The organism is Kribbella sp. NPDC054772, assembly GCF_053611945.1.
In genome coordinates this window covers 130972-145225 of sequence record NZ_JBSHBJ010000007.1, presented here as the reverse complement: position 1 = coordinate 145225, position 14254 = coordinate 130972, and the positions used below count along the sequence as shown (strand labels likewise).

General features: G+C 70.2%; 16 protein-coding genes. 6 read left to right on the top strand and 10 right to left on the bottom strand.

The genetic code is table 11. The features are described 5' to 3' along the window. The first annotated feature begins 54 nt into the window (after positions 1-54). The gene (locus ACWGID_RS14480; RefSeq protein WP_452196934.1) at positions 55-996 is read left to right on the top strand and encodes an NAD-dependent epimerase/dehydratase family protein; all 942 of its coding nucleotides are present in this window, start codon (positions 55-57) and stop codon (positions 994-996) included. Here ACWGID_RS14480 and ACWGID_RS14475 read toward each other — a convergent pair. After that, positions 985-1860 (bottom strand): hypothetical protein, encoded by an 876-nt coding sequence (locus ACWGID_RS14475; RefSeq protein WP_452196933.1) that lies wholly within the window; start codon positions 1858-1860, stop codon positions 985-987. The genes ACWGID_RS14480 and ACWGID_RS14475 overlap by 12 nt on opposite strands. A 27-nt stretch (positions 1861-1887) precedes the next feature. Next, complete coding sequence (locus tag ACWGID_RS14470; protein ID WP_452196932.1) at positions 1888-2781, bottom strand: GntR family transcriptional regulator; 894 nt, start codon at positions 2779-2781, stop codon at positions 1888-1890. A 227-nt stretch (positions 2782-3008) separates the two neighbouring features. Between ACWGID_RS14470 and ACWGID_RS14465 the strand changes: the two genes are divergently transcribed. Then, complete coding sequence (locus ACWGID_RS14465; RefSeq protein WP_452196931.1) at positions 3009-3590, top strand: HhH-GPD-type base excision DNA repair protein; 582 nt, start codon at positions 3009-3011, stop codon at positions 3588-3590. 157 nt (positions 3591-3747) lie between these two features. Continuing rightward, positions 3748-4338 (top strand): TIGR03086 family metal-binding protein, encoded by a 591-nt coding sequence (locus tag ACWGID_RS14460; RefSeq protein WP_452196930.1) that lies wholly within the window; start codon positions 3748-3750, stop codon positions 4336-4338. On the opposite strand, the gene ACWGID_RS14455 is transcribed toward ACWGID_RS14460, so the two are convergent. The 3 genes from ACWGID_RS14455 to ACWGID_RS14445 all read right to left on the bottom strand — a co-directional run bounded on the left by ACWGID_RS14455 (position 4288) and on the right by ACWGID_RS14445 (position 8267). Next, the gene (locus ACWGID_RS14455) at positions 4288-5520 is read right to left on the bottom strand and encodes an FAD-dependent monooxygenase (RefSeq protein WP_452196929.1); all 1233 of its coding nucleotides are present in this window, start codon (positions 5518-5520) and stop codon (positions 4288-4290) included. The genes ACWGID_RS14460 and ACWGID_RS14455 overlap by 51 nt on opposite strands. 192 nt (positions 5521-5712) lie before the next feature. Then, positions 5713-7728 carry an oxidoreductase gene (locus tag ACWGID_RS14450; protein WP_452196928.1) on the bottom strand — a complete coding sequence of 672 codons (2016 nt, stop codon included), beginning with the start codon at positions 7726-7728 and terminating at the stop codon, positions 5713-5715. Then, entirely contained in the window at positions 7725-8267 is a 543-nt protein-coding gene (locus ACWGID_RS14445) for a PadR family transcriptional regulator (protein WP_452196927.1), read from the bottom strand. Before ACWGID_RS14445 ends, ACWGID_RS14450 begins: the two co-directional genes overlap by 4 nt. A 139-nt stretch (positions 8268-8406) precedes the next feature. Here ACWGID_RS14445 and ACWGID_RS14440 point away from each other — a divergent pair, with 139 nt between their 5' ends. Both ACWGID_RS14440 and ACWGID_RS14435 read left to right on the top strand, forming a co-directional pair. Then, complete coding sequence (locus ACWGID_RS14440; RefSeq protein WP_452196926.1) at positions 8407-8892, top strand: cation:proton antiporter regulatory subunit; 486 nt, start codon at positions 8407-8409, stop codon at positions 8890-8892. A 2-nt stretch (positions 8893-8894) separates the two neighbouring features. Next, entirely contained in the window at positions 8895-10127 is a 1233-nt protein-coding gene (locus ACWGID_RS14435) for a cation:proton antiporter (RefSeq protein ID WP_452196925.1), read from the top strand. Here ACWGID_RS14435 and ACWGID_RS14430 read toward each other — a convergent pair. Genes ACWGID_RS14430 through ACWGID_RS14410 form a run of 5 tightly spaced genes read right to left on the bottom strand, consistent with a single transcriptional unit; the run spans position 10120 to position 13726 of the window. Further along, positions 10120-10668 carry a YdeI/OmpD-associated family protein gene (locus ACWGID_RS14430; protein ID WP_452196924.1) on the bottom strand — a complete coding sequence of 183 codons (549 nt, stop codon included), beginning with the start codon at positions 10666-10668 and terminating at the stop codon, positions 10120-10122. The two genes, ACWGID_RS14435 and ACWGID_RS14430, sit on opposite strands and share 8 nt — an antisense overlap. A gap of 27 nt (positions 10669-10695) precedes the next feature. Further along, a complete protein-coding gene (locus ACWGID_RS14425) occupies positions 10696-11190 on the bottom strand; it encodes a methylated-DNA--[protein]-cysteine S-methyltransferase (RefSeq protein WP_452196923.1) in 495 nt (164 codons plus the stop codon). Then, on the bottom strand, positions 11181-11726 hold the full coding sequence (locus ACWGID_RS14420; RefSeq protein WP_452196922.1) for a GNAT family N-acetyltransferase: 546 nt from the start codon (positions 11724-11726) through the stop codon (positions 11181-11183). The genes ACWGID_RS14425 and ACWGID_RS14420 overlap by 10 nt, the downstream gene beginning before the upstream one ends. Then, positions 11723-13231: an AlkA N-terminal domain-containing protein gene (locus ACWGID_RS14415; protein ID WP_452196921.1), complete on the bottom strand. Its 1509-nt coding sequence runs from the start codon at positions 13229-13231 to the stop codon at positions 11723-11725. Before ACWGID_RS14415 ends, ACWGID_RS14420 begins: the two co-directional genes overlap by 4 nt. Positions 13232-13273: 42 nt before the next feature. Further along, complete coding sequence (locus tag ACWGID_RS14410; RefSeq protein WP_452196920.1) at positions 13274-13726, bottom strand: MarR family winged helix-turn-helix transcriptional regulator; 453 nt, start codon at positions 13724-13726, stop codon at positions 13274-13276. A 78-nt stretch (positions 13727-13804) separates the two neighbouring features. On the opposite strand from ACWGID_RS14410, the gene ACWGID_RS14405 reads away from it, so the two are divergent. After that, positions 13805-14230 (top strand): SgcJ/EcaC family oxidoreductase, encoded by a 426-nt coding sequence (locus ACWGID_RS14405; protein ID WP_452196919.1) that lies wholly within the window; start codon positions 13805-13807, stop codon positions 14228-14230. Positions 14231-14254: the final 24 nt, after the last annotated feature.

Below are 14254 nucleotides of genomic sequence, written 5' to 3'. Positions count from 1 at the left end.
CCGATCGCTTAATCGGGTCGCGAGGGCCGCGCGCGGGGTCTAGGTTGGGCGGTTGTGCGGATTCTGGTGCTGGGTGGAAACGGGTTTGTCGGGCGCGCGATCGTGGACGACGCGCTGGCGCACGGGGCCGAGGTCGCCTCGTTCAGTCGCGGGAAGGGCGGTACGCCGCTCCCTTCCGGCGTGACGCAGTTGATCGGGAACCGGGAGACCGGCGACTACTCGGGGCTGCGGACCGGTGAGTGGGACGCGGTCGTCGACCTGAGCGGGTTCCGGACGCGGGACGTCGACCAGGCGATGGACGTGCTCGGTGACCGCGTCGGACGGTACGTGTTCATCTCGAGCCACGCGGTGTACGTCCGCGATCTGCCGGCCGGGACCGACGAGACCGCGCCGCGACGGGAGCCGCTGCGCGATGCCGACGTACTGACGAACGACACCTACGGTCCGTGCAAGGTGGCCTGCGAGGACGACGTCGTCGAGCGATACGGCGACCGCGCAACCATCGTCCGTCCGGGCCGGGTGACCGGCCCCGGCGACTCGTCGGGTACGGCGCTCTACTGGATCCGCCGTGGCGCGCGCGGTGGCCGCGTCGCACTGCCCACGAGTCCGGAGCAACCGCTCCAACTCATCGACAGCCGCGACGTTGGGCGTCTCGTCGTACAACTGATCACCGATGCGCGAGATGGTGCGTTCAACGCGGTCGGGCCGGACTCGACCATCAGCGATCTCATCCAGGTGTCCGCCGAGGTGTCGGGCCGCACCGTCGAGATCGTGCCCGTCCCATTCGACGCCGTACCGCCGCGGTTCCCGCTCGTCGACCCGGTGTCCGAATGGGGCGAGCGGCAACGTAACCCGGCCAAGGCCCGCGCGGCCGGTCTGCCGGTCACGCCGCTGCCGCAGACCGTGGCCGACGTACTCCAGTGGGACCAGGACCGCGGCGTACCCGCGCTGAAGATCGGGCTCACCCCGGAGCAGGAAGCTGAGCTACTCGGGTAGCGCGAGGGTCCGGCCGGCGTCGCGGGCCGCGTTGATGGAACGGGTGAGGGTGTCCTTGAGCGCGCTCGCCTCGTCAGTGAAGCCTTGGACGACCGACGTGTCGCCGACCGGTTCGGTGCGGGCGAGGAGTTCGATGTAGCGGTCGCCGTCCTCGAGTGCGGCCTCGGCCCGGAGCGCGGCGTCGGCGGCACGGACCCGGTCGGCGTACCGGTCGAGCAGATCGACCTTGCGCTTGATCGCTTCGGCGGAGAGCACCAGGGCGCGACGCTGCGGGCCGAGGACGGCGTCCAGTTCGGCGGTGGACATACCGCGCGCGACGTCCTGCTGGCGTGCCCGCAGTACGGTCTGTTCGCGCAGGACCTGGGCGATGTCCCAGAGTTGCTCGGGCAGCACCAACTCGTTCTGTACGTCGTCGAGCAGGCCGCGCCGGGTAACTGTTGCCTCAAGCACCGTTCGGACCGCGCGCTGGGCCCGGCCGAGCAGTCGCGCGGCCTCAGAGTCGAAGTCCTCCGGCAGCAGGTACTTCCGGTGCTGCAACCGGACCGCCTTGTGTCCACGGTCCTCGACCATCGACTTCACCAGGACCCCACCGGTCGCCAGCACCGCGACCCCGGCCAGCACCACCGCGGCCCACGCCGCGACCGCGGTCGGCAGCGTCGCCGCCATCACGATCAGCGCCAGGATCCACCCGCCGACACACACCGCCAGCCAGACCAGCAACGTCCCGAACGTGTTGCCGGGCGCCACCGACCACGACGACTCCCGCTTCGGCCGCGGCGCGTCGGCCGCCACGAACAACTCCGGCCGGTGCTCGTACAACCGTCGTACGCCCACAGGCACACCCGGCGCGAACACAGGCTCCATCGCCACCTCCGGAGAAGACGTCAGCACTCAGCGTAGCCGCGATGCGAGACCATCGAGGAAGACGCCGAGCCCGAATTCGAACAACTGGTCCAGGTCGTAGTCGTAGTCGAAGCCGTCGGCGAGCAGATCGCGGAAGGCGGTCAGGTTTCCGGCGGCGATCATCGCGGCCAGCTGATCGCCCTGACCCTCGACCCACTCGTCCGCGGTCACGCCGGTGTCCTGCTCGGCCTGCGCCTCGGCCTCCATCACCAGCGCGATCCCGCGCACGTACGCGAACAGACTGATCACCGCCGACAACGCGGCGCCTTTCTCGAACCCACGCAACGCACCCAGCACCGCATCCGTGTGCGGCAACAGTCGCGGCACCAACTGCGGCCGGCTCAGACTGATCGCACTCGCCAGCCACAGATGCCGCCGGTACGCCGCCCAATGCACCTTGGCCACCACCGTGATCGCGTCCCGCCAGTGCTCCGGGACCTTCCCCAACGGGAACTCGCCGATCGCCGCGTCCACCATCTGTACGACGAGCGCGTCCTTGCCACCGACGTACCGGTAGAGCGCCATCGTCGACACCCCGAGCTCGGCTGCGATCCGTCGCATCGACAACGCGGCCAACCCTTCGGCGTCCGCGATCGCGATCCCCATCCGCACGACCTCGTCCCGGTTGAGATCCGGCGCGGAATCGGCGTCGGTACGCCGGGCGCGCGGCGGCGGACCGACCACGGTCCCGACCCCCGGCGCCGGATGCACCAGCCGCTCCTGCTGCAAGACCTGCAGCGCCTTGGTCGCGGTCGCCATCGCCACCCCGAAGTCCCGGACCAGCGCCCGCGTCGACGGCACCCGGTCCCCCGGCCGCAGCTCACCGGAGTCGATCCGCCGCCGCAGTTCCGCCGCGATCACCAGGTACGGCGCTTCGCTCATCAACCCTCCCCAGATAGTGCACGTACATCGTACGCGCACTACCTCAGAACCAGTCCCACACGATCCCTCCGCCCCGCCACCTCACCACCGTTTGAGGGGCCGGCCCCTCGGCCAGTGGGTCCTACCCCCGCTGTGCAGGACGCCACCCCACAGCTTGAGGGGCCCGCCCCCCAAACGGGGCGGGGAGCGGGTGCCCGCACGGTGAGGCCCGTGCCAAGATGGGCGACATGCTGCGCGAACTGCACCTCACCGGCAACCCGGATGCCGACACGCTGCTCAACGACGACCCGTTCGCCCTGCTCGTCGGGATGCTGCTCGACCAGCAGTACCCGATGGAGCACGCCTTCTCCGGCCCGCTGAAGATCGCGAACCGGATGGACGGGTTCGACCTGCACAAGATCGCGAACACCGACCTGGAGACGTTCGTCGAACTCTGCGTCACCCCACCGGCCATCCACCGGTACGGCGGCTCGATGGCCCGCCGGGTGCACGCCCTCGCACAGCTGATCATCGACAAGTACGACGGCGACGCCGCGAACATCTGGCTCGCCGGCCGCCCGAAGCCGGACGGGCCCGAGGTGCTGAAGCGGCTGAAGTCGCTCCCGGGATTCGGCGAGCAGAAGGCGAAGATCTTCCTCGCGCTGCTCGGCAAGCAGCGCGGCGTGACGCCGAAGGGCTGGCGCGAGGCCGCGGGCAACTACGGCGACCGCGGCTCCCGGCGCTCGATCGCGGACGTCACCGACACCGCGTCGCTGAACGAGGTCCGCTCCTTCAAGAAGGCCGCGAAGGCAGCGGCCGCCGGCGCCTGATCCGGCGCCTGATTCTGCACCTGATTCCGCGCAACACCTGGGCCCGATCTGTTGCAGATCGGGCCTTTCGGTGCGGGATGTCCCTTGTGCTCCAGGCGTTTCCCTGCGAATCCCGGCGTACCGACTTATGCTCGGGGCAGCCACGGGAGGAGCGCGGATGGACATCCGGGATCTGGATCGGCGGGCCGGCGCGGTGCTTGGGGAAGTCGTGATGCAAGTGCGGCCGGAGCACCTGTGGTTTCCGACGCCGTGCCCGGACTGGACGGTCCGCGGCCTGCTCCGCCACGTGGTCAGCCAGAACGACGGCCTCGCGAAGGCCGCGCAGAACGGGTCCGCCTCCGTGCACGCGTGGAACGCCGGCCGGCTCGCCGACAACCCGGCCGGTGCCTACCGCCGCTCGAACGTGCGGGTCGCCGACGCGTTCGCCGACGGCGGCGCGCTGGACCGGCTGGTGGAGGTGCGCGAGTTCGGCTCGTTCCCGCGCCGGATCGCGCTGACCTTCCACCAGCTCGACTGCATCGTGCACGCCTGGGACCTGGCCCGGGCGATCGACGTGCCGTACAACCCGCCGCCGGACATGGTCGAGCTCGCCCTCACCCTGGCCCGCCGGATCCCCGACACCGACACCAACCGCGGGCCCGGCTACGCCTTCGAACGCGCCGTCAAGGTCTCCGGCACCGCCCCCGACCTCGACCAGTTACTCGGTTTCCTCGGCCGCGACCCGGAGTGGGTCTCGCCCCTCGACTGAGTACTCCGGCAGGTCAATGGCATCCGGCTTGGCGACGGCCATCTTGGCGAGCGCGCCGGACATCAGCCGCGACGTCATCACCCGCAGCACGAAGTCGCGGTAGCCGATGCCGAACGCGGTCATCGGCATCGCCATCTTCAGCCCACCCGGCGGCAGTTCCATCCGCTGGTCGACGTACGCCCGCATCCGGGCCTGGTACGCCGGGAACGCGCGCGCGTGATCGCCGTCCACAGCGGCCAACTCGCCGGCCAGGACATAGGCCCCGACGAGCGAGAGCGCCGTACCGTGGCCGGCCATCGGTGAACCGCAGTACCCGGCATCGCCGACCAGGGTGACCCGGCCGCGCGACCACTCCGGCACGACCACGCGGCTCGTGCTGTCGAGGTAGAAGTCGTCCGCCGCGTCCAGCCCGCGCAGGACGTGGTCGGTGTGCCACCCGAGACCCTCGAAACGCGAGCGCACCAACTGCTTCTGCGCCGCGACGTCCCGCCGGTCGTAGCTGACCACCGGCGACCGGAAACTCAGCAGCGCCTTCGCGAACCGCGGATCGCGATCCGGCCGCAGTGCCACCCAGCGACCGCGCGGCGCGGTGTACACCTTCATCCAATGGTTCAGATCCTCGGGCGAGTCGACGGTGAAGTACGACGTGTAGCCGCCGAGGTGGTGCACGAAATCAGCCTCGGGACCGAACGCCAGCCGCCGTACCCGCGAGTGCACGCCGTCGGCACCGACGACCAGGTCGAACCGCCGCCGCGCCCCGCTCGCGAACGTCACGTCGACACCGGCCGCGTCCTGCGCCAGTTCGGCGACCGAGTCGCCGTACAGGTACTCCACCTCGGCCGTCGCCGCGGTCAGGATCCCGGCGAGATCGCCACGCAGGATCTCGATCTCCGCGACCGGCCCGGCCCCGTCGAGCAGCTCCGCGGCCATCGCGGCGGACCGCCGGCCGTCGGCCCGCACGTACTCGAGCCCACGCTCGTGCACCTGCCGCTCGGCCACCGCCGGCAGCAGCCCCATCCGGTCGGCCACCACCCGGGACACTCCCCGCAGGTCGACGGTCTGCCCGCCCGGCCGCGGCCCGGACGCGAGCTCGACCACCGTCGGCGCGAACCCGAACCGCCGCAGCCAGTACGCCAGCGCCGGCCCCGCAATCCCGCCACCGGAAATCAGAACAGTCTTCATCGGACACCCCTTCGAACTAGTGCGCGTACGCCGTACACGGTGCACTACTCCGGAAGGTTGGCGCCACCGCGCACTAGTGCACCGGGGCAGGTGCACTAGTGGACGCCCAGGCCATCACAATCGCGCCACTCGGGCGGGCCCACGCTCAGCGAGCCCGCGATCGGCGGATTGTGATGGCCTGGCGGTCCGGGGTCAGAGGGTGAGGGCGAGGCGGGTCGCCTGTTCGATCGCGCGCTTGGCGTCGAGCTCGGCCGCGACGTCGGCCCCGCCGACCAGGTGCACCGGACGCCCGGTCGCCCGCAGCGCCTCGGCGAGATCGCGGACCGGCTCCTGACCGGCGCACACCACCACCGTGTCGACCGCGAGCACCGTTGCCTTCTCGCGCTTCTCACCGAACGTGATGTGCAGTCCCTCGTCGTCGATGCGCTCGTAATTCACGCCGCGCAACTGCTCGACCTGCTTGTTCTTCAACGCGGCCCGATGCACCCACCCGGTCGTCTTGCCGAGACCGGCACCGATCTTCCCGGCCTTGCGCTGCAGGAGATACACCTTCCGCGGCGACGGCTCCGGCCGCGGTACGGCGAGGGCGCCCGGCAGCTCAGTCGGATCGCCGACGCCCCACTCCGCCTTCCACGCGGCGAGATCCGGCGCCCCGTCCGTCGTCAGGAACTCGCTGACGTCCACCCCGATCCCGCCGGCCCCGATCACCGCGACCGTCTTCCCGACCGGGCGGCCCGCGCGGACCACGTCGACGTACGACAGCACTGTCGGGTGGTCGATCCCCGGGATCGCCGGAACGCGCGGTACGACGCCGGTCGCGAGCACGATCTCGTCGAAGCCGGCCAGGTCCTCGACGGTCGCGCGCCGGCCGAGGTGCAGTTTCACGCCGGTCAGGTCGAGCTGCCGCCGGTAGTACCGGATCGTCTCGGCGAACTCCTCCTTGCCCGGGATCCGCCGCGCGATCCCGAACTGCCCGCCGATCTCCGCATCCGCCTCGAACAGCTCGACCCGGTGCCCGCGTTCGGCCGCCGTCACCGCGGCCGCCAGTCCCGCAGGCCCGGCCCCGACCACCGCGAGCCGCTTGGTACGACGGGTCGGCAGCAACCGCAGCTCGGTCTCGCGCGCCGCCCGCGGGTTCACCATGCAGCTCGCCTTCTTCTTGGCGAACACGTGGTCAAGGCACGCCTGGTTGCAGGCGATGCAGACGTTGATCTCGTCGGCCCGGTCGGTGGTTGCCTTGAGCACCCACTCTGGGTCGGCCAGGAACGGCCGGGCCATGCTGACCAGGTCGGCGTCGCCGCGGGCCAGCACCTCCTCGGCGACCTGCGGCAGGTTGATCCGGTTCGAGGTGACCACCGGGATCGACACGTGCGGCTTGAACGCCGCGGTCACGCTCGTGAACGCGGCCCGCGGCACGGACGTGACGATGGTCGGGACGCGCGCCTCGTGCCAGCCGATGCCGGTGTTGATGATCGACGCCCCGGCCGCCTCGATCTCCTGGCCCAGCGCCACCACGTCGTCCCAGGTCTGACCGCCGTCGACCAGGTCCGCCATCGAGAGCCGATAGATGATCAGGAAGTCCTTGCCGACCCGCTCCCGCGTGCGCCGGACGATCTCGACCGCGAGTCGTCGCCGGTTCTCCGGGCTACCGCCCCAGCGGTCGGAGCGCTTGTTCGTGCGCTCGGCGAGGAACTGGTTGATGAAGTACCCCTCGGACCCCATGATCTCGACGCCGTCGTACCCGGCCTCGCGGGCGAGCGCCGCACAGTCGACGTACGCCGTGATCTGTTGCTGGACGCCACGATCGGAGAGGGCTCGGGGCTTGAACGGGTTGATCGGGGCCTTGAGAGCGGACGCGGAGACGCTGAACGGGTGGTACGAGTAGCGCCCGGCGTGCAGGATCTGCAGCGCGATCCGGCCGCCCTCGGCGTGGACCGCGCTGGTCAGCAGCCGGTGCCTCGTCGCCTGCCGCCGGCTCGTCAGCGTGGACCCGAAGGGCGTCAGCCAGCCGGTCCGGTTCGGGGCGTAGCCGCCGGTCACCATCAGGCCGACGCCGCCGCGGGCGCGCTCCGCGAAGTACGCCGCGAGCTTCGGCATGTCACTCAGCCGGTCCTCCAGACCGGTGTGCATCGAGCCCATGATCACGCGGTTCGGCAACGTGACATGCCCGAGATCGAGCGGCTCCAGCAAGTGCGGGTACGCGCTCATGCTCTGTCCTTTCGGAGGGCTTCGATTACTTCGTCGCACCAGGCCACGAACGACTCCTCGGCGCGGATGCCGCCGCGCAGTACGAGGTACTGGTGCAGGTCGCGGCCGTGCAGCGTGGCCGGCTTCGGGAAGTCGCGTTTCTGGATCCCGCGGTACACCTCGAGTCGCGTCGCGTGCTCGGCCCGGTGCCGCTCGATCTCGTGGAACACCACGTCCAGATCGCCGAGCGAGGCGCCGCGGAGCTTCACCCCGAGCCCGTCCCGCAGTACGGCGGGATCCTCCGGCTCGGCCAGCCAGCGCGAGAGTTCCGCGCGCCCGGCCGCCGCGACCCGGTACACCTTCTTGTCCGGGCGGCCGTCCTGGGCGATCGCGGTGTGCTTCACCCAGCCGGCCTCGTCCATCCGGCGCAGCACCCGGTAGATCTGCTGGTGGGTGGCCGGCCAGAAGTAGCCGATCGACCGGTCGAACCGCCGGGCCAGCTCGTAGCCGGAGCCGGCCCGCTCGGTCAGCGAGACCAGGATCGCGTGCTCCAGTGCCATCTCCGGAGCGTACCTATGCAACTCGTTGCAGTGCACCGGAGTGCAGCACATGTCACAACAGTTGTCCGGACAGGCCTTTTCCCGTTTGAGAGAATGGTTGCAGACGCCTTGTATTTGTCACCAATGGATTTGGAGCACCATGGACCCGCAGGCCCACACGACCAAGACCACGCTGCCCGGGATCGGCACGCGGTACGACCTGGTCACCGAAGCCGGTAAACACGTCTCGGTGGTGGCGCACAACGACGGCCGGCGGTTCCTCGGCTTCCACAAACCCGATGACGACGACGAATGCCAGGCGTCCGTACCACTGGCGCAGGGCGAGGCGGCCGCGCTCGCCCAACTGCTGCTCCCGGAGCGGATCGACCCGGTCCGCGGCGAGATGGAGATCGACCTGGTCACCGAGCACATCCCGATCACCGCCAAGTCGCCGTACGGCGGACGCACCCTCGGCGACACGCAGGTCCGCAGCCGGACCGGTGCGTCCATCGTCGCGGTACTGCGCCGGACCGGGGCCACGCCGTCGCCGACGCCGGACTTCCGGTTCGCGATCGGGGACAAGCTGGTCGTGGTCGGGACCCGCGAAGGCGTGGACGCCGTGGCCGATCTGATCGCGGGGGGCTGAGCATGCACGAAAACATCACCGCGCTGCTGATCGAGCTCGGCGCCGTCATCCTCGCCCTGGGCGTCCTCGGGCGGATCGCCGGCCGGCTCGGCTTCTCCCCGATCCCGTTGTACCTGCTGGCCGGCCTGGCGTTCGGGCACGGCGGCATCCTCCCGTTGGCCGCGAGTGAGGAGTTCGTTGCCACCGGCGCCGAGATCGGCGTGATCCTGCTGCTGTTGCTGCTCGGGCTCGAGTACACCGCGTCCGACCTGGTCGGCACGTTGAAGACGCAGTACATCTCGGGTGCGGTCGACTTCCTGCTCAACGCCATCCCGGGCGCCGTGGTGGCGCTGCTGCTCGGCTGGGGTCCGGTCGCGGCGGTCGCGCTGGCCGGTGTCACCTGGATCTCCTCGTCCGGCGTGATCGCGAAGGTCGTCGGCGACCTCGGGCGCCTGGGTAATCGCGAAACCCCTGTGGTGCTGGGGATTCTCGTCCTCGAGGACCTGTCGATGGCGGTCTACCTGCCGATCCTCACCGCATTGCTCGCGGGAGTCGGCCTGGCGGGCGGCAGCATGACGTTGCTGATCTCGCTCGGCACGGTGAGCATCGTCCTGTTCATCGCACTCCGGTACGGGCGGGTCATCAGCCGGGCCGTGTCCTCGGACAATCCCGAGATGTTGCTGCTCGTCGTACTCGGCCTGACCTTGCTGGTCGCGGGCATCGCGCAGCAGCTGCAGGTGTCGGCGGCGGTCGGTGCGTTCCTCGTCGGGATCGCGTTGTCCGGTGAGGTCGCGCACGGTGCGCGGAACCTGCTGAGCCCGCTGCGGGACCTGTTCGCCGCGGTGTTCTTCGTGTTCTTCGGTCTGAGCACCGATCCGGCGAAGATCCCGCCGGTGCTCGCGGTCGCGTTCGCCCTGGCGGTCCTCACCGCTCTCACGAAGGTCGCCACCGGCTGGTTCGCCGCCCGGCGGGCCGGCATCGCGCCCGCGGGTCGCTGGCGGGCCGGTGGCACGCTGGTCGCTCGCGGTGAGTTCTCGATCGTCATCGCCGGCCTCGCGGTCGGTGTCGAACCGAAACTCGGTCCGCTCGCCACGGCGTACGTGCTGATCCTGGTCATCCTCGGCCCGGTCGCCGCCCGCTACACCGAGCCGCTCGCCCGCCGGCTGACCCGCAAGGCGCCGGCACGGGTCGAGGCCCAGGCTGTCGACGCTCCGGCCGTCGAGCGGCTGGACGACGCCGCGAACACACCTACCTGATCCTGACGCCACCTGCGGCCTGCTCAACGGTCTGAGCGATCCGTCGGGCTCGCGTCTCCGGACGCTTCGCCAGCGTGATCCATTCGAGGATCGCCCGGCGGGACGAGGGTGGGAAAGCCCGGAAGTGTTCATCGGCCTGGGGGTCGCGTGCCAGCGCGGCCCGCAGGTCGGCCGGGACGATCAGGTCCTGCGCATCCTTCAGCAGGTCCCACGTCCCGGTCCGCCGGGCCAGCGCGACGAGCTCCTCCCCCGGCGGCATCATCAGCCCGGCCGCGGTCAACCGCTCGATCCGCTCCCGGTTCGACTTGCTCCACGTACTGCGCGGGTTCCGCGGAGTGAAGCACTGGTACGTCGTCCGCTCGTCGCGGCGCAGCGTCTTGCTGTCGACCCACCCGAAACACAACGCCTGCTCGACGGCCGCACCGAGGTCCAGGTCCTGGTGGACGATCAGCCAGACGGATCGTTCCTGCCGGCCGTTGCTGTCCAGCCAACTGCGCCACTCGTCGGCGTCCGCGCAGCTCAGGGCTTCGTCATCGTTCATGCCATCCAGAGTGCACCCGATAAGTGCTCACCCGATGAGCAGTTTTGCACCGCGTTCGTGGTCGAGAAGGGCTCGTTTGCGTTCGATGCCGCCGCCGTAGCCGGTCAGGCTGCCGGTCGAGCCGACGAGGCGGTGGCACGGGACGATGACGCTGATCGGGTTCTTCCCGTTCGCCAGACCGACCGCGCGCGCCGACTGCGGTTTCAGACCGAGCGCCGTGGCGAGTCCGCCGTACGTCGACGTCTCGCCGTACGGGATGTCCTGCAGGGCGATCCAGATCTGCCGCTGGAAGTCCGTGCCGACGAGGTGCAGCGGTACGTCGAAGCTCGTGCGGCCGTGGTTGAAGTACTCGTCCAGCTGCTCGGCGACCTCGCGCAGCGTCGAGTCGTCGCGGTCGCCGAAAGTCTCGGTCTCGGGGCGGTAGCGCTGCTGGTCCATGTACAGACCGGTCAGCCCCCCTCGGTCGCCCACGAGAGTGAGCGGGCCGAGAGGGCTGTCGATGACGGCGTACGTCATTGCCATTGGGCGCGGCTGATCCGGTAGAGCACATGGCGCTGCAGCCGGTGGCCCTGCTCGATCCGCGGGTGGTCGAAGTCGCCGGCCTCGTCGTGCACCATGCCGATCCGCTGCATCACCCGTTGCGACGGCAGGTTGGTGGTCGTCGTGAACGACACGATCTCGTCCAGCCCGGCCGGCCCGAACCCGACCGCCAGCGCCGCCCGCGCGGCCTCGGTCGCGTAGCCGTTGCCCCAGGCACCTTTCGCGAGCCGCCAGCCAATCTCGACGGCCGGCAGGAAATGCGCCTCGAACGTCGGCAGGTTCAGACCGGTGAAACCGATGAACACGCCGGTGTCGCGCACCTCGATGGCCCACAGTCCCCAGCCGCGTTCGTCGAGCGCCGCGATGTTGCGGTCGATCAGCCCGTCGCTCTGCTCGCGGGTCTGGAGTGCCGGGAAGTGCTCCATCACCGCCGGGTCCGCGTTCAGCGCGGCGAACGGGTCGCGGTCGGCGTCGCGCCACTGGCGCAGCAGCAGGCGGTCGGTGGTCAGTTCGGTCATGCTCGCTCCGTGAGTACCTGGAAGGACGGGTCGTCGGCGGCCGGAATCCGGTTGATCGCATGCTCCCCCGTCGCCCAGAGGTACTGCACGGCGTACGCACGCCAAGGCCGCCACGCGCGCGCGTGATCGGTCAGGGGTTTGGGGGCCTCGGGCAAGCCTAGGTCACGAGCGGCGTAACGGATACCGAGATCGCTCGCCACGAAGGCGTCCGGATCACCGAGCGCCCGCATCGCGATCGACTCGACCGTCCACGGCCCGATCCCCGGCAACGCCGCGAGCTGCTCCCGCGCGCGATCCCAGTCCGCACCCGCGCCGAGGTCGATGTCGCCGTCGGCCAGCGTCGCGATCAGCGTGGTGAGCGTCGTACGCCGGGACTTCGGGAACGCCAGCGATTCGGGATCGAGCCCGGCCAGCGCCTGCATCGTCGGGAACAGATGCGTGAGCCCACCGCCCGGGTCCTCGATCGACTCACCGTGCTGCAGCACCAACCGATGGGCGTGCGTCCGTGCGGCAGCCGTCGACACCTGCTGACCGAGCACCGCCCGTACGGCGAACTCCTCGCCGTCGACCGTGTGCGGGACCCGGCGGCCCGGCGCCTTCGCGATCAGCGGAGCGAGCACCGGGTCTTCGCCGAGCAGGTCGTCGACGGCGATCGGGTCCGCGTCCAGGTCGAGCATCCGCCGGCAGCGGCTGATCGCGATCGCGAGGTCGCGCTGATCGGTGAGCGAGAGCTGACAGGCGATGTGGTCAGGCATCGGCTTGAGGGCGACGACACCGTGGCCGTGCGGAAGGCGGAGCGTGCGGCGGTAGTGACCGTCGCGCCACTCCTCCACGCCCGGTACGCCGGTCGCGATCAGGTGGCCGAAGAGGTTGTCAGGCGTGAGCGGAGCGCGGAACGGGAGGCGCAGCGCGATGGTGCCGGGCGCGGCGGACGCCGTACCCCGGCGGACCCGGCGACGCAGCTCGGTCGGCGACAGCGCGAAGACCTCCTGCACCGTCTCGTTGAACGTCCGCACGCTGGAGAACCCGGCCGCGAACGCGACGTCCGCCATCTGCAGCTCACTCGTCTCGATCAACAGCCGCGCGGTCTGTGCGCGCTGCGCTCGGGCGAGCGCGAGCGGCCCCGCACCGAGCTCGGCCTGGAGTTGCCGCTGCACCTGCCGCACGCTGTACCCGAGCTGGCCGGCCAGGCCCGGTACGCCGTCCCGGTCGACGACACCCTCCGCGATCAGGCGCATCGCGCGGGCCACCAGGTCGGCGCGGTCGTTCCACTCCGGCGACCCCGGACTCGCGTCCGGCCGGCACCGCTTACAGGCCCGGAACCCGGCCTGCTGGGCAGCCGCCGCGCTCGGGTAGAACCGCATGTTCTCGACCTTCGGCGGCACCACCGGACAGCTCGGCCGGCAATAGATCTTCGTCGTCAGCACCGCGGTGAAGAACCACCCGTCGAACCGCGCGTCCTTCGACTGCACCGCCCGGATGCATCGTTCCCTGCACTCGTACACGCCCTCCAGCATCCCTGCCGCCACCGACAATCACTAGCGGATTTACGACATCGAAGTACGCCGCCCGACCAGCTCCTCGGTGGACGCCTGGTAGGCGGCGGCAGCTTCTTCGAAGTAGCGGAACAGCGTTGCCTGTTCGGCCGCGGAGTACTCGCCGATGACCGCGCCGAGCCTCCGGCGGGCGCCGGCCACGGCCTTGTCGACGGACTTCGGCGGCTTGGCCAACTCGACGACGACCTTGCGGCGGTCGTTCGGATCGTAACCGCGTTCGACGTGCCCGCGCTGCTCGAGGCGATCGATCATCCGAGTGGTGGCGCCGGTGCTCAGCCCGGTCCAGCGGGCGAGTTCGCCGGACGTCAGCGGGCCGGTCAGATCGAGCAGGTTCAGCACGAAGTAGTCGGTCGCGTTCAACCCCGCAGCCTCGGCACTGGCCAGGCTGTGCAGCACCATCGCGCTCAGGTACCGCCGGAAGACGGAGCTCTGGTCGGTTGACATGCCGGGACACCTCCAGGTTAGATATCTGCATCAATGCAGATAATGATCCAGAACAGATACTGCAAGGGAGAAGGTATCATGGAGCAGACCCGGATTCTCGCCGTTCTCGATCGGCTGGCGGCTGCCTGGGAGCGCGGTGACGGGGCGGCGTACGGGCGGGAGTTCACCGCGGACGCGTCGTACGTGACGTTCGTCGGGACGACGTACCGCGGGCGGGACGACCTGGCGGCGGGGCATGCGGTGCTGTTCGGGAAGTTCCTGAAGGGGACGCGGATGTTCTCCGAGGTGGTCGAGGTGCGGATGTACGGCGAGCGCACGGCGGTCGTGGTGACGCGCGGGGACGTGGCGAAGAAGCGGCCGCGGCGGTTGCCGAAGGTGCAGACGTACACGCTGGTGCTCGAGGACGACGGGGAATGGCGGGTGGCGGCGTTCCAGAACGCCAAGCACCACCGGTTGATGGAGGCGGTGTCGTTCCGGATGCTGCCGGCGAGTGCGCCGCGGTAGCGGTTTTGCGACGGGAGGATCCGG